General features: G+C 72.2%; 13 protein-coding genes and 1 pseudogene. 4 read left to right on the top strand and 10 right to left on the bottom strand.

The window, feature by feature from the left end; genetic code table 11:
- Positions 1–476 (bottom strand): DUF3492 domain-containing protein (locus ABZW03_RS19415; RefSeq protein ID WP_355259396.1); only part of this gene is annotated, 476 nt, incomplete at its 3' end.
- Here ABZW03_RS19415 and ABZW03_RS19410 point away from each other — a divergent pair.
- A complete protein-coding gene (locus ABZW03_RS19410) occupies positions 457–777 on the top strand; it encodes a hypothetical protein (RefSeq protein WP_355259393.1) in 321 nt (106 codons plus the stop codon). The two genes, ABZW03_RS19415 and ABZW03_RS19410, sit on opposite strands and share 20 nt — an antisense overlap.
- Positions 778–944: 167 nt before the next feature.
- Here the strand turns inward: ABZW03_RS19410 and ABZW03_RS19405 are convergent, their stop codons facing one another.
- Positions 945–1,592 carry an NAD(P)-binding domain-containing protein gene (locus ABZW03_RS19405; protein WP_355259402.1) on the bottom strand — a complete coding sequence of 216 codons (648 nt, stop codon included), beginning with the start codon at positions 1,590–1,592 and terminating at the stop codon, positions 945–947.
- An 82-nt stretch (positions 1,593–1,674) separates the two neighbouring features.
- Here ABZW03_RS19405 and ABZW03_RS19400 point away from each other — a divergent pair, with 82 nt between their 5' ends.
- Complete coding sequence (locus ABZW03_RS19400; RefSeq protein ID WP_355259390.1) at positions 1,675–2,085, top strand: helix-turn-helix domain-containing protein; 411 nt, start codon at positions 1,675–1,677, stop codon at positions 2,083–2,085.
- Here the strand turns inward: ABZW03_RS19400 and ABZW03_RS19395 are convergent.
- The 4 genes from ABZW03_RS19395 to ABZW03_RS19380 all read right to left on the bottom strand — a co-directional run bounded on the left by ABZW03_RS19395 (position 2,061) and on the right by ABZW03_RS19380 (position 12,378).
- Positions 2,061–2,171, bottom strand: a complete 111-nt coding sequence (locus ABZW03_RS19395; protein ID WP_355259399.1) for an ArsR family transcriptional regulator — start codon at positions 2,169–2,171, stop codon at positions 2,061–2,063. The genes ABZW03_RS19400 and ABZW03_RS19395 overlap by 25 nt on opposite strands.
- Positions 2,172–2,386: 215 nt before the next feature.
- On the bottom strand, positions 2,387–9,712 hold the full coding sequence (locus tag ABZW03_RS19390; RefSeq protein WP_355259387.1) for a LamG domain-containing protein: 7,326 nt from the start codon (positions 9,710–9,712) through the stop codon (positions 2,387–2,389).
- Positions 9,713–10,151: 439 nt separating this feature from the next.
- Complete coding sequence (locus ABZW03_RS19385; RefSeq protein ID WP_355259384.1) at positions 10,152–11,705, bottom strand: ricin-type beta-trefoil lectin domain protein; 1,554 nt, start codon at positions 11,703–11,705, stop codon at positions 10,152–10,154.
- 490 nt (positions 11,706–12,195) lie between these two features.
- Entirely contained in the window at positions 12,196–12,378 is a 183-nt protein-coding gene (locus tag ABZW03_RS19380) for a hypothetical protein (protein ID WP_355259381.1), read from the bottom strand.
- A 272-nt stretch (positions 12,379–12,650) separates the two neighbouring features.
- Between ABZW03_RS19380 and ABZW03_RS19375 the strand changes: the two are divergent.
- Positions 12,651–12,785: pseudogene (locus ABZW03_RS19375) on the top strand (RICIN domain-containing protein); the annotation flags it as partial.
- A gap of 305 nt (positions 12,786–13,090) precedes the next feature.
- On the opposite strand, the gene ABZW03_RS19370 reads toward ABZW03_RS19375, so the two are convergent.
- The 4 genes from ABZW03_RS19370 to ABZW03_RS19355 form a co-directional block, all read right to left on the bottom strand.
- Positions 13,091–14,866 (bottom strand): ABC transporter ATP-binding protein, encoded by a 1,776-nt coding sequence (locus ABZW03_RS19370; protein ID WP_355259378.1) that lies wholly within the window; start codon positions 14,864–14,866, stop codon positions 13,091–13,093.
- Positions 14,867–14,945: 79 nt separating this feature from the next.
- Positions 14,946–16,178: a cupin domain-containing protein gene (locus ABZW03_RS19365; protein WP_355259375.1), complete on the bottom strand. Its 1,233-nt coding sequence runs from the start codon at positions 16,176–16,178 to the stop codon at positions 14,946–14,948.
- 173 nt (positions 16,179–16,351) lie between these two features.
- Positions 16,352–16,507: a hypothetical protein gene (locus ABZW03_RS19360; RefSeq protein ID WP_355259372.1), complete on the bottom strand. Its 156-nt coding sequence runs from the start codon at positions 16,505–16,507 to the stop codon at positions 16,352–16,354.
- Between the two features lie 318 nt (positions 16,508–16,825).
- A complete protein-coding gene (locus ABZW03_RS19355; RefSeq protein ID WP_355259369.1) occupies positions 16,826–17,872 on the bottom strand; it encodes an alpha/beta hydrolase in 1,047 nt (348 codons plus the stop codon).
- A gap of 290 nt (positions 17,873–18,162) precedes the next feature.
- On the opposite strand from ABZW03_RS19355, the gene ABZW03_RS19350 reads away from it, so the two are divergent.
- Positions 18,163–18,552 carry a recombinase family protein gene (locus ABZW03_RS19350; protein ID WP_355259366.1) on the top strand — a complete coding sequence of 130 codons (390 nt, stop codon included), beginning with the start codon at positions 18,163–18,165 and terminating at the stop codon, positions 18,550–18,552.
- The last annotated feature ends 389 nt before the right edge of the window (positions 18,553–18,941 follow it).

Raw genomic sequence — 18,941 nt, 5'->3', positions numbered from 1 at the left:
CACCTGCGCGCGCTGGGCGTCCGCTTCACCACCTGGGCGGGCTGGCAGCTGCTGGACGCCCGGTAGCCGGGCGCCGCCTCCTCGCCGTACACCACCAGCCGGGCGGCGGGCAGTTCGGCGCGGACCCGGGCGAAGGCGTGCAGCGCGAGCTCCGGGTCCCGGCCCGGTTCCAGCGCGCCCGCCCACACCAGGGTCGGCGCCGCGGGCTCCGGCCCGGCGGCCGGGCGGTCCACCGCCGGCGTGCCCTCGTACACCACCCGGGTGCGCGCCGGGTCGGCGCCGCAGCGGCGCTGCCACCGCTGGTCGTGGGCACTGCCGGGGGTGAGTATCGCGGCCTGCCGGTAGGTCTCCTCGGTGAGCGCCCGGAAGAAGGAGAGCAGCAGGGCGCGGACCGGCCACCGGTACGGCGCCTCGCGGTGACCGAGGTACTGCTCGCGCAGGTGCAGGCCGTGCTCGGTGACCACCGACTTCGACATCGTCTACGGAAACACCTCCACGAAGGGCACCCTGACCTGGTACAAGCGCTCGGTTGCCCTGAGCGGGCAAGGCAGGTCCGAGGACTCGGCCGGCTGTCGGGACACCACGGCGACGAGCTACTCCGCCGCCGGCACCGAACTGGGCAGCGTTCACACCGGCGCCGTCTGCGGCGCGAGCAAGAACTACAACGTCGTCATCCCCGCGAATGTCGTCGGCGGTGCCTTCACCGTCAGGATCTGCCTCGATGACGGCGCCACCCCGCCCGCCACGCTCAAGTGCCAGGATTCCAGGCGCCCCTGAGAACCGGCCGTGGACGCCGGGTGCGCCGCCGGGTGGCTCGCCGGGACCTGACCGCTCCGGTCCGCACGACGGCCCGCTCTCTTGTCGAGGGCACCCGGCAGCTACCTCGCCGGCCTCCCCCTTCGCGCCCTCGCCCTCCCCGGGCGAGGGCGCAACCGCCGAACCGCTCAGGCGACGTCGACCCCCGCGTACTCCAGCGGCGGTGCGATCGCCTGCGCGTCCACCCCCTCCCCCATCCACAGCCCGATCAGGAACGCCGCCGTCGCCTCCAACAGCCCCGCCCGCTCGAGCCCGCCCCCGTTCACCGGCACGCACCCGAGATCCCGCACCAGCCCCCGTACCGCCTCCAGCGCCACCTCGTCCTCCCCGCACAGCGGCACCGCGAGGGCCCGCCCGCCGAAGACCGGCGGCGTCAGCCCCCACACGCTCTCGTGGCACAGGTTGAACCCCTTCACCACCGCCGCCCCGGGCGCCGCCGCCGCGATCCGCTCGGCCGCCGAAGGCCCGCCCGCGGTCTCCAGGACGAATCCCGGCCCCACCGGATTCGTGCAGTCGATCAGCGTCCGCCCCCGTACGGCATCCCCCAGGCCCGACACCACGCCCACCGCCGCCGCGTACGGCACCGCCAGCAGCACCGCGTCCCGGCCGTGCCGGGCCGCCTCCCGCAGGGTCCCCGCCCGCGCGCCGATCCGCCCCGCCAACTCCCCCGCACGCCCCGGGTCCCGCCCGCCCACCAGGACGTCGTGCCCGGCCCGTACCCACCGCGCGCCCAGCACCCGCGCCATGTTCCCCGTACCGGCGATACCGATCCTCATCATGCCCAGCCTCCCGTGCTTCCTGCTTCCGTCCCTCGGAATCAGGACGACAGTAGGAAGCCGCTCGGGCACCATCTGGTAAGTGACCACCGACCAGGCCTTCCTCGCCGACTGCCGCGCCCGCCTCGCCTTCGACCTGCTCGCCAACACCTGGAACGCCGTGGTGGTGTGGGCGCTGCGCACCGCCCCCGCGCGTCCCGGGGACCTGCGCGAGCGGATCGGCGGGATCAGCCCCAAGGTCCTGACCGAGACGCTGCGCCGCCTCCAGTTCAACGGCCTGGTCGAACGCCGCGCGTACGCCGGGTCGCCGCCGCACGTGGAGTACTCCCTCACCGCGCTGGGCCGGACGCTGCTGGAGCCGATCGAGGCGTTCGGCGCCTGGGCCTTCGAGCACGGCGAGGACGTCATGGCGGCGCGGGAGCGGGCCGAGGACGCGACGGCGGCCCGGGAACGGACCGAGGAGGTTCCTCAGGTACCGGGCAGCCGCTGGTAGAGCACCTGCCGGGAGCGCCGGGAGCGGGTCACCAGCCCGGCGCGGTGGAGGATCTGCAGGTGGTAGGAGACGATGGCCGGGCTCAGGTAGTGCGACTACCGCCGATAGATGACATATACCGACGTTGACTGTCACCATGATCGCTTGGCTTCAGGGGAGAAATGACGGGTCTGAGCCTATTTCGGGTTGGCAGCGGGTCGGCCGAGGAAGTGGGTGCCGTTGGCGGACCTGTTGCCTTGTTGCCGGGGCGGTGCGGACAAGTGGGCCCGGCCCTCCGGGGTGCCGGAGGGCCGGGCGGGGGTCAGTTCTCCATGCCGAAGTAGCGGGTGAGGTAGTCGATGATCTCGGTGGCGTGGGGCAGGAGTTCGGGCAGCTGGGTCGCGAGGACCTCTCGGGTGGCGGTGGCCAGGGCGCCGGTGGTGGTGGCGGCCGGGCGGACGTACGGTTCGAGGCGCTTGATCAGTTCGTAGTTGCTGTCGATGTTCTCGGCGCGCATCGCCTTCTCCAGCGGCGGCGCGCCCGGCGGCGGGACGGGCGCGAGGACGCGGCTGATGTAGGTGACGCGGTGCAGGACGCGCCAGCACGGGGGCTTGGCGGAGTTCTGCCGGGCCTGGCGGAGGGCGGCGGCGTCAGGGGCGTCGCTGTTGGAGAGCCAGGTCGGGTCGACGACCTTGTGGTAGAAGTCGTCGAAGTTGGCGCTGTTCTCGCCGAGGTAGAAGGTGAGGAAGCGGTAGGCGTCGACCTTGCCCGGCACCAGGACGGGTTTGCCGGCGGCGTCGTAGACCGGCTTGCCGCCGCTGTCGCGGCGCTGCAGGTCGCCGGAGGGCGCGCACTGGACGTCGAGGCCGAAGGAGCGGGAGGCGTCCTTGCCCTTGGCCCGGGTGACGCTGAAACCGCCGCCGACCGAGGCGTCGAGGCTGCCGTACAGGCTGAAGCCCATGGCGCCGAAGCTGCCGCCCATGCTGGCGCCGAGCTTGCCGCTGAAGGTGTAGGAGCCGGAGGTGGTCTCGCTGACGGCGTCGGTGGCCTCGGTGGTCTCGGCGAAGAAACCGCCCTGCGCCGTCCAGACGTAGGTGTTGACCAGGTCGCGGTGCGAGAAGCCGGTCGCGGTGGCGCTGCCGGAGGTGCCGCGGCCGGGCTCCCGCTGCCCGCCGGAGACGCCCATCGAGCGCAGCACCGACTTCGCCCGGTCCTCGGTCGGGTCCGCGTGGTGGGTCTCGGTGGAGACCGACTCGTAGAACGCCTCCAGCCGCTGCTGGTCGCGGGTGATGCGGCGCTTGAGCGCGTAGGCGTCCCGGGGCTTGAAGTAGCTGTACTCGCCGTAGCCCGCGGCGGTGGGGTAGTCGGGGTCGAGGACCTTGCCGCGGTCGTCGAAGCCGACCGCGCCGTCCAGGGTGCCCTGCTTGGTGTAGCGGGGGTTGATCGGGAAGTGGATGATGTTCCAGTCCAGCGGGATGTCGGGGTTGGGAAGCATCCGGTAGGCGACCAGGGCGCCGGTGTGTGCCAGGCGCAGCGCGAAGACGTCGGCGGTCTGGGACTGCACCAGCGCCGTACCGGTGTTGGCGGGCACGTACCGGCGGCCGATGGCGGAGTTCAGCACCTTGGCCGGGTCCTCGGTGTACCCGGTGAGCGCGAGTTTGGTCTTGCGGGCGGTGTTCCTGCCCTGGCTGACCTTGGTGTCGGAGCTCCACGTGTTGGCGAACTCCAGGCTTCCGGTCACCCCGAACTTCAGGTCGAAGTCGATCAGCGGGGAGGCGGTGCCCAGGCCCAGCGGGGCGATGATCTTCAGGGTGCTGGCGTCGGTCTCGATGCCCAGGGCGAAGTTGAAGGCGGCGTTGACGCTCCTGGTCCTGCTGGAGGACAGGCTGCGGACCACCTGGTCGGCCTCGGCGAACTCCACCGAGGAGGCGCCGGCCCAGCCGTCGGCCTTGTCGGTGAGGTTCTCGGACGGCACCGGCGGCGCGCCCTCGACGTAGCCGACGAGCTGCGGGGCGAACTGGGCCTGGCCGACCCACTCGGTGGTCAGGTCGCCGACCTTGTAGCCGGTGACCAGGTGCCAGCGGCCGTCCCGGATGAAGCCGTAGCAGCGCTTGAGCACGCCGAGCGCCTCGCCCTTGGCGTCGTACTGGAGGTCGGCGTACTCGGTGACGGCGGGGGCGCCGGCGATGGTGTCGTGGAAGGGGGTGCGGACGTCGGCGAGGGCCGAGCGGACCTGGGCGGTGTCGGTGGAGACGGGCGCGGTGGAGAGCAGGATGCGCGGCCGCTTGGCGGGGAAGTCCAGGTTGTTGCCGCGCAGGCCCTCGTCCCGGACGGACGTGGTGCCGGGCTCGGTGGAGTCCCGGTCGAACGGCCAGTAGCCGAGCAGGTCCTGCTTCTCCCCGCGCAGGCGGGTGAAGAGGTTGTCCTGGATCTGCTCCCGGGTGCGGACGGTGCGCCAGATCCGTACCTCCTCCAGCGTGCCGGTGAGCGGTTCGGTCGGCTTGCCCCCGACCAGGCGGGCGCCCAGGGTGAGTTGGGGGTCGCCCCAGGCGGTGGCGGTGTCCTGTGCGGTCAGCGGTGCCTCGGAGAGCGGCTCGCCGTTGCGGTACAGCCGCAGCGGGCTGGCCAGGGGGTCGACGTCACGGGTCCAGCGGGCGCCGCGCAGCTTCGCCGGGTAGGAGCCGGAGACGTCGGAGGTGACGTTGCCGGCGTTCTCGTTGAACGCCCAGCGCGCCAGCAGGCCCTTCTCGCGCGAGGTGACCGGCAGCCCGAGCTGGGCCTGCGGCCGGGCGGAGTTCCATAGCCGCAGCTCGCACAGCACGCCGGTCAGCCCGCGGCCGATCACCACCTCGCTGCTGTTGGCCTGCGCGCCGGGGCCGCCGTACACGTGGCTGCCGGCCGCACCGCCGTCGAGGTAGAACCGGATCTCCTGCTCCGGCTGGACCGCGTTCGTGGTCGTCTGGGTGGTGGTGGACACCGCGGGCCTGCGACGCTCCCGCACCACGGTGATGCGCTGGAACGCGCCGGGGGTGACAGCCCGGTCGGAGGTGTAGCGGACGGGCTTCCCGTCCGCCTCGGCGAAGGCGAACTCCACCAGGCCGTCGGCCCGGACGCCGAGCTGGTACGGGACGCCGTCCCGCCCGCCGTCGACGGCCGTGCCCTTGGTGAGCAGGCCGATGGGCGTGCCCGGCTTGTCGATCCGGACGAACGCCTCGACGGTGAGGTCCTCCAGCACATCCAGCGCGGGTTGCGCGGCCACCGCCAGGCCCTCGCCGCCGTCCAGGCTCAGCGCCCAGGACTGGGTGAAGGTGGCGGCGAGGTGCGCCCACTCGTTGCAGGGGAAGCGCTCGCCCGACTTCACCACCCGGTCGCCCACCCGGGCGACCACCTGGTAGCCCTTGATCGGCGAGGCCGGGCCGCTCTGCCCGGGGAAGGTCCAGTACCCCAGCAGGCCGGGTTCCCGGCCGGAGAGGCGCCGGTGGCGCTCGGCAGAGATCTCCTGCTTGGTGCGGACCCGGCCGAAGACCCGGACCTCGTCGATCTGGCCGTCGAGGCTGTCGCCGCTGAAGGGGAAATGGCCCAGGACCAGCGGGCCGTTGCCGGTGTAGGCCCCGGTGGCGGTGCGGCGGGCGACCTCGACGCCGTCCCGGTAGAGGATCTGCTCGCGGGTGGCGTTCCGGTACACCGCGGCCCAGTGGTGCCACTCCAGGTCCGGATAGGTCTGGGTGGTCTTCATGTCGTCGCGGTACAGCGAGAAGCAGAAGGTTTCGTCGGGGTGGAACCACAGGTGCAGGGACTGGTCGACCCGGCCGTCCGTCGCGCCGTGGAACAGCAGCGGCTCGACGCGGCCCCGGGACTGGTTGCGCTTGGCCCACAGCTCGATCGTGAAGTCCCGGTTCGCCAGGTCGAGCGAGGCAGTCAGCTCGGCCTTGGTGCCGCCGGCGAACTGCCAGGCCGGGAGGGCGGCAGGGGTGAGCGCCAGGGAGTAGCCGGACCCGTTCGTCCCGGCGTGGACGATCCGGCCCTGACCGGCCTCGGGGTTGACCCACGCCTCCAGGCTCAGGTCACCGGTCGGGGCGATGTTCTGCTGCCTGCCGGCGGGCAGGGTCAGGTACTGCTCCTTGCCGTCGAACAGGAAGGCGCGGCCGGGCATCTCCGCCCGCCAGCGGCAGCCGCGCCCGGTGACCGACGCCTTGGCGGTGCCGTTGGGCACGGACTCGACCCCGCCCGTGCTCAGCGTGACCAGGCGGGAGCCGGCGGAGAGCAGCACCCCGGGGCGGGAGGACTGCGCCCGGGCCCAGTCGTAGCCGACCAGGCTGACCTTGTCGCCGGGCTTGGCCGTGACGCTCTTCGCCGTCAGCTCCAGCGACTTGGCGCCGATCGGGGCGTCGGTGGCCACGGCGTAGCCGGTGCCACCGATCTGCAGGTGCGACTTGGCCGGGACGGCGACGGTGGTGGGCGCGGTGAGTTCGACGGTGCTGCCCGTCACCCGGGCGACCGCGCCGAGGGTCACCGGGCGGCCGGGGTTGCCGACCAGGGCGGCGGCCATCTGCTCGGCCTTGCGCGGCAGGGAGCGCCAGGTCTCGGTGTCGGCCCCGACGGTGATCGTCAGGTCGCAGCGGCCGGGCGCGTCGCCGTCGGTGACGGTGATCGTGGCGCTGTCCAGGGGAACGGCCGGGTCGCGGGCGAGGAAGGCGATCGTGCCGGTGGCCGCGGCGAGTATCCGGGTGCCGCGCAGGACGGCGGTGTCGTAGTACGCGGCGAAGAACTGGTCGTCGGCGCCGCGGAAGTACAGCACGAGGTTGCCGGTGCCGCTGTCCAGCAGAGCGGGCCGGTCGGTGCCCCGGGCGAACTCCAGCAGGCCGCCGGTCAGGCTCAGGCCGGTGCTGTCCACCGAGAGCAGCGGCATCGCGATCGTGAGGTCGTCGTCACCCTGGAGCGCACCCGACAGCTTTGCCAACTGGGCTCGGGCATCCGCGAGTTCGGCCTGCTTAGCGGCCAGGTTGAGTTGCAGCTCCGTGATCCGCTGCTGCGCTTTGAGTGCCTCCTGGAGGAGGGCGCGCGCGGTGTCCATCTGCGGCTTGGCCGCGAAGTACCGCTGGTCGACCCCCGACCGCATGGCCAGGGGGGTCATCCGGAACAGGCCCGACTCCGCGGTGAGGCACTCGCTCGACTGGAGCGCCTGGGCGTGCGGGGTGGTGGACGGCGAGCCGATCGCGAGCCGGCTCGCCCGGTTGACGAGGCGGACGTACTCGCCCTCGCTGACCAGCTGGAACTGCGCGGCCCGATTGCCCGGGTCGCGGCTTCGCAGGTACAGCTGGGCGTTCTCCGACGTCGAGTTGCCCACGACGCGGACATCGTTGTTGAACCGGTGGGAGACCAGCCAGTAGCAGGGCCTGCCGTCCTGGCTCTCACCGACGGCATCGAACCGCCAGGACCCCTGGCTGGTCGGGCTCTCGGACAGGCCGACCGCGCCGCTTTCGGCCGTGCTGTTGTAGCCGAAGAGCCACTGATACGTGCCGCCGGGCGCCACCCGCGGGTTCCTGAGCCCGATGGCGTAGATCCAGGAGGTCACCAGGTCCTTCTCGGCGAGGTACTGCTGCTCCAGGGGGTCGAACCCGGGCTTGAGCCGGTCGTACTCCGCCTGGTACTCGGCCAGTCGCCCGGCCGTGCCCTTCAGCCGGTCGATGTCCGCCTCAAGGGCGGCGACCTCCGGCTCCAGCCGCTTGACCAGCTGCTGCAGGGTGCTGACCTGCTCCGAGTCCTGGCCCTTGGCCGGGCGCTTGAGCACCTGCGGGTCCAGCACGTCCGGCACCTGGGCCAGCCGGCCGTCCCGGCCGACGGCGAAGTCCAGGGTGGCCACGGCGGGCTCCTGGCCGTACTTGGCGGCGAAGGCCAGCATCACCCGGGCCTGCCGCTTGGCGGGCTTGGGGTCGGCGCGGTAGCCCGCGACGACGTTCTCCTGCTGGTGGTAGAGCAGGGCCGACATGCCGGAGACGACCGAGCGGCCCTTGAGGGTGAAGCTGTCGCGCCGCACCCCGGGGTGGTCGCCGACCGGGGCGTCCGAGCCGGTCCACTGCGCGTTGCCCACGAGCGTGGCGTGCCCGGCGTGGTCGGTCTGGTCGTGGGCGGTGCTGCCGGCGCCCTCGTCGAAGCGGTAGTAGGCCACCAGGCCCGGCTCGTTGCCGATCAGCCGGTTGTTCAGGTCCGTGGTGAGTTCGGCCTGGGAGCGCACCCGGTTCCAGATCCGCAGCTCGTCGAGGTCGCCGTTGAGGAAGCTGTCGGCGCCGCCGGAACTCCGCTTGCCGACCAGGGTGTTCACGCCGGTGGCCGGGGTGAACGGCAGCGCCGCGCTGCCCGCCGGCCTGCCATTGACGTACAGCTTCGCCGTGGTGCCGTCGTAGGTCGCGGCGATGTGGGTCCAGGTGTCCGTCGCGAGTGTCTCGGTGGAGGTGAGGTTCGACGGCCACCCCTCGTGGTGGAGGAACACCGCGCCGTTGGCGTCCACCGCGAGCAGGTACTCCCCGCTGCGGCTCAGCACCGGGCCGTCGAGGGCGGCGGGCTTGACCCACGCCTCGATCGAGTAGGGCTTGCCGCCGAAGTGCAGCGGCGCCCGGTTGCCCAGGTCGAGGTGGGCGTCGACACCGTCCAGCCGCAGCGCGGTCTCCGCGTGCCCCTCGCTGCCGGTCACCGGCACCAGTTCGCGGCCGGTGAAGGGGCAGGTACCCGGGCTGCGCTCGAACACCGAGTCCCGGTAGGCCGCATCCGGGCTGGTCCAGAAGCGGGTGCCCTGGGTGTTGAACAGCCCCTGGGCGCCCTGCTCGACGCTGAAGCTGTCGACCCGCCCGGTGGCGTCGTTGTGGGCGAACAGCTGCCAGCGCTGCACGTTGGCCACGGCGGTCGGCACCAGGACGGCGGCGAACCGGCCCTGGGTCAGGTTCCGGACGAAGGACAGCTCCTGGGTCGGCTCGTGGAACGGGCGGCCCTCCATGTCCTCGGTGCCCAGGCTGTCCTTGGCCGACTCCGGGCGGGTGGCGTGCCGACTGCGCTTGAAGCGCACCTCCAGCACCGGCTTCAACTTGCCGTCCACCAGCACGAACCGGTCGACGAGCAGGGTGTCGCGCACCAGCGGCACCTTCTTCGCGGCGCTGAGCACGTAGTCGGCGCGGGACGCGTCCCCCGAGCTGCCGCCGCCGGCCAGCTTGTACACCGCGTCCGGGTGCGTCTCGCCCACCGACTGCCGCAGCACCACCACGTACGTGCCGTCCGACAGGACGTGGAACGGGGCGTCCGCCGTCAGCCGCGCCGTGCTGGACAGGAACGGGTCGATCTCCGCGGCCGCCGGCCGTTCGTCGGCACCGGCCTCCGCCCCGCCCCGCTTGACCGTCGGCACCGCCGTCGCGCCGACCACGGCGTACCCCACCTCGGCGATCTCCCGGGGGAAGGCCACCTCGGCCGGGTTGTCGCTCCAGTACGCCGAGTCCACCTCCCCCTTGGTCTGCGGACCGGTCAGGTCCAGCACCGAGTACACGATCCGGCGGGCGGCGTCCATCGCGAACGCGATCGTCGTGCCCTGGTGCCGGGCCATCGTCACGTGCCGGTACGACCGGTCCCCGTACTTCTTGAGCAGGGAGTCCTGAGCTGCCACCGTTCCCCTTCCGGGCGCATGGAACGCCGCCCCCGGTCCGTGCGGGCCGGGGGCGGCGGCGAGTGTGCGGATCGCTCCTGACGGAGCGTCAGCGAGTCTGGCATGTGCGTTCGAGGCGAGGAGCCGGTTCCGGAACCACTCGCGCCGGATACGGCCTGAACGCGGTACCGGATGGCCGGACTTCGTTTGTCCGACGGCGTGGAGGAGGCTCTCCGGGCTCCTGTGGGGTGGGCTCGACCCCGTGCATGGGCTCGCCCTTCCAGCGGTGCGGGTCCGCGGTGGCGACGATGGCGCCGTCGGGTGTTCCCGGGGCGGGGGCGGCGGTGCGAACGATTTCCTCGGCCGGGCACTGTACGAGGGCCGCCGACCCCTGAGTGCTGCGCTGACGTACGCCGTCCCCGCCGGTCCGGGTAGGGGACCGGCGGGGACGAGGAGCTGCTCAGTAGAGGGATGCCCAGAGCTGGGGGTTCGAGCTGCTTCGGGACTCGTTGAGGACCACGTTGGAGCCTGCGCTGGAGCTCGCCCGGTCGACAGCGAAGCCGCCTGTCGGTTCGGTGATCCTCAGCGTTCCGTTGCTCTTGGTGACCTGCCACTTCTGGCTGCTGTTGGCGGGGTCGTACGTCTTGGCGGTGATCGGGCCGCCGAGGGAAGCCGCGGTGAGGGCGAGCGGCTGGGGGCAGCCGTCGGTGATGCGCACGGTGCCGTCTGCGTTCGCGTCGATCCTCCAGCGCTGCCCGGCGCGAGTGGTGTCGAGGACGGCGAGGACCGTGCGGGCACCGCTGGCGGCGGCGCACGATCCGGACACCTCCAGCGCCAGGGCGCTGCCGTCCGTGAGGGTGTGGTACTTGCCGTCGCCGACGATGGTGGGCCCGTAGTCGATGGTGTGCGGGCTCAGCTTGGCGAGCGCCGTGCTGCCGGTGGACAGGGGCGGATTCGCCGCCGGGCGGACGGTGTTGAAGTAGGCGGAGAAGGTCAACGGCTTCTGCGCCGTGATCGCGGCGATGCTCCCGTTCCAGTTGGTGTCGACGCTGCGCCACAGGTCGAGGAGGGAGCCGGCGACGTTGCCCTCCACCACGTCGCCGACGCCCCATCCGTCGCCGTAGGTGAAGGCGGTGCTGTTCCCGGTGCCGAAGACGAAACGGGAGTCGCCGAGCAGGTAGGCGGCGGAGGCGTTGGCGAAGCCCTCCGACCACGCGCAGCCATCGGTGCTCGCGTACGGGATGCCGTGGTTCGGGCAGGTGAGGCTGTCCGGCCACGGTCCGTTGAACATGCGGTGCATGAGGAAGTGGCTGGCCTCGTGCAGGATGTAGTGCTCGGAGTCGGCATCGGCGCCGTAGAGCCTGACGGTGTTGGAAGTGGGGTCGTACCAGGACTGGCTGGCGGTGTCCACCCATTTGACCGTGAGCTGGGTGCAGGTGTCGGTGTCCGTCTCGTGGGTGGACCAGCAGGCGCTGACGGGGTTGTTGCGGTACCACCACAAGGGGTTGATGGTGTCGACGATGTGCCAGGCCCTGGCCGTGGAGGCCGGGGGCTTGGTCGTTCCGGCGTTCCTGTTGCCGGTGACGTTGGAGAGGGCCGGCGTCTGCATGGTGTAGTACTGGCCGTTGTTGTCGAGGACCCGCCACAGGTTGCCGCTGGCGGCCCACACCTTCACCCACACGGTGCTCAGCGAGGTGGTCGTGGTGGGGGTGTAGCAGAGGTTGTAGCTGCCGTCCGTGACGCCGGTGTACTGCCACACGTTGAGTGCGTGCGGCGAGTCGGTGCTCTTCTCGGCCCCCCACAGTTCGACGGTGGCGTTGCGCAGCGGCTTGGTGCGGGTGGGCTTGGCCGTTCCGTCCTCGGCGGACTGGTAGTCGTACTGGATCGCGCCGCTGATGCAGATCGGGGTCGCCGCCCGCGCGCCGGTGGCCGTGAACGGGACGGCGGCCACAGCGGCGAACAGGGCCGCGGCCAGGGTGACGGCTCGGAACGACAGCCGCAGTCGGATGGTCAAGATGCTTCCTCCCGGATGGTGTCCAGCTGAACGCGCTGCACCCTGCCGCGGGAGACGGCGGCGCTTCGTGGCCGCGCCCAACACCGGGACGTACCGAAGCTGCTCGCCGTCAACCGGACTGGGCGGTTCCTAATGGTCGGCGGCGAGATCACCTCCTGGCAGGGCGCTCGACCGGGCGCGCGGGGGCGCAGGGGTGGTGAATGAACCTCTTGTGCATGCCCCGGATTCACCCGAAAGGAGCTGAGAAGTATTCGGCCTCCCGCTGACGCTGGGCTGCGCGCCGCTTCGCCAACCGCACCCCGGTTACCCTTGCTCGCGCACGTTGCTGGTTGTGGGCCGGACGTAGCACGCGGGAGATGAGGAGCCACCCGTGGCCACGAATCGCTTCACGATCAACACCATGCCCCACGTCGCCGAGATCGGCGACGACGTGCTGGAGTTCCAGCAGCTGCGCAGCTGGAGCCCGAATCCACGCGCTCAGCATCAACGCTCACAACTGCCCCAATTGGGCACCCGCCACCAGGAGCAGGCTCTCCTCCTCGAAGCTCTCGAACCCGTGGTGGCGGCCGGAGGACACCAGGTACTCCAGGCCCGGCCGGTGCAACTGCCCGGTCCGCCAGGTGAACCGCCGCACCGGCCGGCTCCGGACGATCTCCGCTTCAGCCTCGGCCAAGTCCCGGACCGCGTACACCACTGGCGTCCGCCCGAAACGCCACGTCGTCGTCCACCTGCGCGTCCACCCCGACTCCAGAGCAAGGTCGCCGGCACAACCGCGAAAGCCCGCACCCAGGCGAGCAAGGTCCTCCAGCCCTTGCTCATCCGACCGCTGCACAGTCGACGCCGTTGCTCGCCCACCACGTAACGCCATGACCGCCCACTCCTTTCCAGTACGGCTGCGACTACGGGTGGGAGCAGACCTGGTACTTCGGCTCGAACCCGGACACCGGCTTCGCCCAGATCCGCAACCGGGCGAGCAACCTGTGCGCGGCGGTCGGCGGTTCGAGCACGACGCCGGGCGCGCCGGTGGTCCAGTGGACCTGCACGGGCGGCTCCGAGCAGCGGTGGACGGCCTCCGCGTGACGGCCGGCCGGCCCCGGTGACCGGCGTCTCGCGGCTCCGCCCCACCGGAGCCGCGGGACCCGGCCCGGGCCGCGCCCCTCGCCTGCCCGGGCGGGGGCCGACCGGCCAGGCGGGGGGCCGACCGGCCGCTGCCGTGTCCGGGGCGTGGTCGACCAGGGCCCGCTTCATCACCAGGAGGTTGCGGGGGGGGGTCGTTCGGGGAGGGGACGTGATGAGTCGTCGCACTGCCAGGTTTGCCCGACTCACCGATTGCTTCCGGAGACCCGAGGCCAACGGCTACGAAGATCAAGGATATTGACGTCACGTCAGGGAGAGGCGGCGCCGAAGGAACCGCTCGCCCGGAAGAGTTCCGCGTACCGTCCGGCGCGGGCGAGGAGTTCCGTGTGGGTCCCCGACTCGACGACCCGGCCGCCCTCCAGCACGATGATCCGGTCGGCGTGCCGGACGGTGGACAGCCGGTGGGCGATCGTGATGGTGGTACGGCCGGCGGAGAGCGCGTCCAGCGCGCGCTGGACCGCCTTCTCGGTGATCGTGTCGAGCGCGCTCGTCGCCTCGTCCAGGACGAGGACCGGCGGATTCCTCAGCATGGTGCGGGCGATCGCCAGGCGCTGCTTCTCACCGCCGGAGAACCGGTACCCGCGCTCCCCCACGATGGTCTCGTACCCCTCGGGCAGGCTCTCGATCAGGTCGTGGATCCGGGCGGCCCGGGCGGCGGCCACCAGCTCGCCCGCGGTCGCCCCGGGCTTGGCGAACCGCAGGTTGTCGGCCACGGTGGTGTGGAAGAGGTGGGTGTCCTGCAGGACGATGCCGACCGTCTCGGCGAGGGTGGCGAAGCTGAGGTCGCGGACGTCGACACCGTCGATGGTGATCCGGCCGCCCGTGACGTCGTAGAGGCGCGGAACCAGCTGGCCGAGGGTGGTCTTGCCCGCGCCGGTGGCGCCGATGACCGCCAGCTTCTCGCCGGCCGGCAGGTCGAAGTCGACGTCCCGCAGGACGGGCCCCGAAGCCGGGTAGGAGAAGCTCACCCGCTCGAAGCGGACGTGCCCGTGGCGCCCGGGGAGCGGAACGGGGTTCCTGGGCTCCGCGACCTCGACCTCCAGGTCCAGGTACTCGAAGACCCGGTCGAACAGGACCAGGGAGCTCTGGATGCCGATGCCGGTCTGCAGCAGCGTCACCACCGGGCCGAAGAGGCCCTGTTGGAGGGCGGTGAACGCGACGACGGTCCCCACGGACACGGTCGGGCCGCCGTGCCCGCCGATGGCTCCGGCCGTCCAGTAGAACGCGATCGGCATCGCGGCCACGATGATCGAGACGGTGGACTGGCGCCACCGTCCGGCCATCGAGGACCGGACGGCCAGATCGGCGAGGTCCCGGGACCGCCCCGCGAACTCCCTGACGAGCGTGTCGGTGCGCCCCATCGTGCGGCCCAGCAGGAAGCCGCTGACCGACAACGACTCCTCGATCAGGCTGAACATCACGGCGAGCAGGCTCTGCTGCCGTTCGACGATCCCGCGCCGCTCCTCGCCGACCCTGCGGCTGATCCGGACGAAGACCGGGAGTACCGCCAGGGACACCGCCGTGAGCTGCCAGTTCAGGGAGAGCATCGCCAGCAGCGTGGCCACCACGGTGGTGGCACTGGCGACGATCGTGGCGGCAGCGCCGGTCACCGTCGACTGCATGGCCCCGATGTCGTTGGTGATCCGGGACTGCACCTCCCCCGTACGGGTCGCCGTGAAGAAGGACAGCGACATCCGTTGCAGGTGCGTGTAGACCGCGGTGCGCAGGTCGTCCATCACCCGCTGCCCCAGCGTGACCGACAGGTACGCCTGGAGCACCCCGGCGCACGTGCCGGCCACCATCAGGGCGAGCATCCCGGCAGCCAGCGCGGTCAGCAGCCCGAGCCGGCCCTGGGGCAGCGCGACGTCGAGGATCTGCCGCAGCATGAACGGCGGCGCGATCGCGGTCAGCGATCCGACCGCCACCAGCAGCAGCACGGCGCCGAGCCGGAGCCGGTGCGGAACGAACAGGCCCAGGGCCCTGATCAGTGGTGCGTGCCGCCTGTCCTTCCGGTCCCCGGCCACGGGAGCTCCTCCCTTCGCTGCGTCAGGCGCGTCCGTGTCCGGCCGGACGTCCGTAAGGCCGGCCGGACACGGACGCCCGTCAGGACAGGGTGAGGAATCCTTCGCGGAGCAGCGTCCGCACCAGCAGCAGGCAGCCCGGCTCGTCCAGACCGCCGGGGATCGAGCCGGCGGTGAACCCCTGCCCGTCGTTCTCCGTCACGAACCTGACCTCGTCGGCCACGTGGAGCGGCAACCGGATGGTCTTGCTGTGGAACCCGAGCTCGACGGCCTCCTCGCCGAACGTCACGCTCCACCGCAGGTCCGGACGGCGCCGCACCCGGGTGTCGAGGCCCAGTCGCGGCAAGCTTTCCAGGTCGCCCAGGTGACCGCGGAGCTCCACCGGGGCGATCGAGACCGTCTGCTGCACGGCCCTCTCCGTCATCTCCCGGGGCGAGAGCCGGGCGGCGAGCGTCTCGACCAGCTCGGCGAGGACCCCCTCGGCCCGCTCCTGGAGGTGCTTGTCGTTGGCGAACCCGATGGGCATGCTCCTGCGGAAGCGCTCGTCCCCCTCGAAGACCTCCCGGACCGCGTCGTTGATCAGCGCGGGGATCAGGACGGGGTGGACACCGATGGTGAGGTGCAGCGACGCGGCGTCGTTGGACGTCGCGGCGTGAACGGTGCCCCGGGGCAGGTAGAGCAGACTGCCCGGCTGGAGGTCGAACTCCTCCTGGACCTCCGGCACTTGAGCGGAGTGGTCGTACCTGCGGGTCTCCAGCGGCAGCGCGTACGGCGCCCCGTACAGCCGCCAGCGCTTGCTGCCGTACGCCTGCAGCACGATCACGTCGTGGCTGTCGTAGTGCGGGTCGAATCCGCGCGCCTGCCCACCGGGGGTGAGGTACACGTTCACCTGGAACCTGGCGTTGACCTCGGCGCTCAGCGTCGAGGTCAACCGCGCCAGCGGCTCCCAGCGGCGCTCGAGGGCGTTGAGGATGACGGTTGCGCCGGTCCGGTAGCGCTCGTACAGCGCCTCCAACCGGCTGGCGGTCATGTTGCGGCCGGGGGAGCCCAGTTCGGACACCGGCACTTCCTTGCCCTCGCGGACGACCCGGACGTTCCCGAAGTCCGGACCGGACCGGCTCAGCAGGCCGTCCAGGTCGTCGAGTGTCAGGAGGTCCGCGTAGTACTCGGGGTCGTTCCTCGGGATGTGCAGCGGCCGCCGCTCCCAGTACTCCTCGCGGAACGCCGGTAGGGACACCGGGTGCAGAAGCCGGGAGAGGTCGGGGGAAGGCCGTTCACCGGGTTCGGTCCCCACCCGGTACGTCGGAGAGGTCATCGGGATCTCGCGTCTCCTCACAGAGGTCGGCCGGTCCTGCTGACGCGGTGACCGGAAGCCGTGTCGTCCTGGGTGCTCTCGGTGCTCTCGGCTCTGTTCGGGGAGGGGCTGCGCCGGGAGCGCAGCCCCTCCCCGATCCGGGGGCCTGCCGAACGGGCCCTGCCCGGGTGGGGTCAGTCGAGGTCGTCGACGAACACGTCCTTGTGGCCGGAGTCGTTGTTGTTGTTGTCGTCCGCAGGGCCCCAGCTGATGTCGTCGGGCGTGATGGCCGTCTCCGCGTCCGGAGCGCGCACGACGACGATGTCGGCCGGGTCGAGGCTGTGTGTCACAGGTAGTCCCTTCCTGGGAACCGGTGGGGACTCCAGCCTGGGAGCCGCAGTGGTTGTCCGTCCACGAGAAGGCGCGAAGGCCCAGGTGAGTGGCGGACAACCCGCGACGGTCCGCGGACAACGCGCGGACAACGCGCGGGAACGGGCGGGGCCCAGGGTTGTCCGCGCCGAACGCCCGCCGGACTCCGGACAATCCTCCAAGCGGGCCGGTCGTCGCGCTCGGAGGAGTCCGCACCGGCCCGCCGCACGCACCGGGCGGCGGCGGGCGGTCAGAAGCGCTCAGATGAGCTCAGATGAACTCAGAGGACGGCAGACTCGTCAGAGGCGGTCGGCGTCCAGGACGGCCCGGGCGAAGGCCTCGGGGGCCTCCTGGGGGACGTTGTGGCCGACCTCGGGCAGGGTGCGGTGGAGATAGGGGCCGGTGAAGAGGTCGCGGTAGGAGCTGCCGTCGCCGGGGGCGGTGAAGGGGTCGCGGCCGGGGTCGAGGGTGACGGTGGGCACGGTGATCCTCGGGCGGGCCGCCAACTGGCGCTCCAGGTGGTCGTAGCGGCGCTCGCCGTCGGCCAGGCCCAGGCGCCAGCGGTAGTTGTGGATGACGATCGCCGCGTAGTCGGGGTTGTCGAAGGCGGCGGCGGTGCGGTCGAAGACGGCGTCGTCGAAGGCCCAGGTCGGCGAGACCTCCCGCCACACCAGGCGGCACAGCTCGCGGCGCTTGTCCCGGTTCTCCATGGCCGCCCGGCCGCGCTCGGTGGCGAAGTAGAACTGGTACCACCAGGTGTGCTCGGCGGCGGGCGCCAGCGGCTCCTTCTGCATCTCGACGTTCGTGATCAGGTAGCCGCTGACCGACACCAGGGCCTTGACCCGCTCGGGCCACAGCGCGGCGAGGATGTCGGCGGTGCGCGAGCCCCAGTCGAAGCCGGCCAGCACGGCCCGCCGGACGCCCAGCGCGTCCATCAGGGCGAGCACGTCCAGGGCGACCGCCGACTGCTGGGCGTTGCGGACCGTGCGGCCGGACAGGAAGCGGGTGCTGCCGTGGCCGCGCAGGTGGGGGACGATGACGCGGAAGCCCTGGGCGGCGAGCAGCGGGGCGACGTCGGCGTAGCTGTGGATGTCGTACGGCCAGCCGTGCAGGCAGATCACGACGGGACCGTCGGCCGGGCCGTCCTCGGCGTAGCCGACGTCGAGCAGGCCGGCCCGGACCTGGGCGAGGCGGGCGAAGCCGGTCCGCGCCTCGGCGGGAGCGACGGCCGGAGCACCGACAGTGGCCGGTGCGGCCCCGGCGGCCGGGGGCAGGGCGGCCAGGGACAGCGCGGTGGTGCCCGCGCCGAGTCCGACGGCCTTGGTGAAGGTGCGCCTGTCGAGCATGCCGGTTCCTCCGTCGTACGGTCGGGTCGGCCGGCCGCCGGGACGGGAGAGCCCGCGAACCTGCCGTACACGCCTGCTGGTTGACGCCACGTCAACGCCCCGCGCCCCGTCCGGGTGCCGGATGGGACGCAAGGGGCTCCCGGGGCGCCCAGGGGCGTGTCGCCGTCGGTTCGGCGGCCGCGCGATTGGGTGGCGACCGTCATTGATTCCGCACTGTTCACCGGGGCCTGCTGGAGTGGACGGGCTCCCCCGCGCCCGCCGCACCCTCGCTGACACGGCAGGTGAACGACATGCCCGACGACTCCCTCCGCCCGCCCCGCCGCCCGGCCCGGCCCGCGCTGTACCTGCGCTGCTACCCCGCCGACGCGGCGGGGCTGGAGTACCAGCGCACGGCGCTGGAGCGCCTGGCCCGCCGGCGCGGCCTGCCGGTGCCCGCCGCGTTCCTGGACGACGGGGTGCGCTCCGGCGCCCGGCGTCCCGCGCTGGAGCGGCTGCTGGAGCGGGCCGGGCAGGGCTGGGTGGACGTGGTGCTGGTGCCCGGCCCGTTCGTCTTCTCCCTGGACGACCGCGCCGCCCGGGCGACGGTGCGCCGGCTGGAGGCGCTGGGCTGCGCGGTGCTCGACCTGCCCGGCCGGGGCGCCCTGCCGCACCGGCCGCCGCTGCCCGCCCGTACGGCCTGAACGCACCGCCCGTACGGCCTGAAGGCACCGCCCGTACCGCCCGAACCCGCCGCCCGTACCGGGACGGCGCCCCGGCGGTCACCGCGACGGGCCGTCACGGCATGATGGGCGCATGGCCTTCGCACCCCTCCTCGGCGAGCGCCGCGCACCCGAACCGGCCGGGCGGCCGTGAGTCGGCCGGTCGAGCCGGGATCGCCCGGCGCCGGTTTCGCGTTCGTGGGGCGCCGGCCCGAACTGGACCGCCTGACCGACGCGATGCTCCGCCCGCCCGCCGTGGTGCTGGTGGAGGGCGAGGCCGGGCTCGGCAAGTCCCGCCAGTCCGCCGACCACGGCGGGCAGCGCGTCCAGCTCGGAGCCGCCGGGCTCGAAACCCAGCAGGTAGACGAAGG

Origin of the sequence: Kitasatospora sp. NPDC004799 (assembly GCF_040609095.1) — a bacterium.
Taxonomy (GTDB): Bacteria; Actinomycetota; Actinomycetes; order Streptomycetales; family Streptomycetaceae; genus Kitasatospora.
This window is presented reverse-complemented; position numbering and strand designations above follow the sequence as displayed.

Bases quoted from the DNA above. Each gene is read 5' to 3' on its own strand.
- ABZW03_RS19405 (WP_355259402.1), bottom strand. From the start codon at position 1,592: ATGAGGATCGGTATCGCCGGTACGGGGAACATGGCGCGGGTGCTGGGC.
- ABZW03_RS19365 (WP_355259375.1), bottom strand. From the start codon at position 16,178: ATGACCTCTCCGACGTACCGGGTGGGGACCGAACCCGGTGAACGGCCT.
- ABZW03_RS19355 (WP_355259369.1), bottom strand. From the start codon at position 17,872: ATGCTCGACAGGCGCACCTTCACCAAGGCCGTCGGACTCGGCGCGGGC.
- ABZW03_RS19350 (WP_355259366.1), top strand. From the start codon at position 18,163: ATGCCCGACGACTCCCTCCGCCCGCCCCGCCGCCCGGCCCGGCCCGCG.